Source organism: Massilia hydrophila, from assembly GCF_020208145.1.
Classification (GTDB): domain Bacteria; phylum Pseudomonadota; class Gammaproteobacteria; order Burkholderiales; family Burkholderiaceae_D; genus Telluria; species Telluria hydrophila.
Genome location: NZ_JAHYBX010000087.1, coordinates 1 through 371 on the forward strand (window position 1 = coordinate 1; position 371 = coordinate 371).

Here is a 371-nt window from a genome sequence, read left to right on the forward strand (position 1 = left end):
CAACGTCAAGGTCCGCGTCAAATCCGACGGCAGCGGCGTGGATATCGCCAATGTCAAAATGTCGATGAACCCGTTCGACGAGATCGCGCTGGAAGAAGCCACGCGCCTGAAGGAAGCCGGCAAGGTCCTTGAGGTGGTGGCAGTCTCGGTCGGCGTGGCCCAGTGCCAGGAAACCCTGCGTACCGGCATGGCGATCGGCGCCGACCGCGGCATCCTGGTCGAGACCGCCGTCGAGACCGAGCCCCTGGCCGTGGCCAAGATCATGAAGGCGCTGGCCGAGAAGGAACAGCCGCAGCTGATCATCCTGGGCAAGCAGGCGATCGACGACGATTCGAACCAGACCGGCCAGATGCTGGCTGCGCTGCTGGGCT

At 64.4% G+C, this 371-nt stretch carries 1 protein-coding gene; it reads left to right on the forward strand.

Annotation, left to right across the window (positions count from 1 at the left end; all coding sequences use genetic code 11):
* Positions 1-371, forward strand: a 371-nt coding sequence (locus tag LE190_RS21605) for an electron transfer flavoprotein subunit beta/FixA family protein (RefSeq protein WP_225240631.1), incomplete at both ends; no start/stop codon positions are given.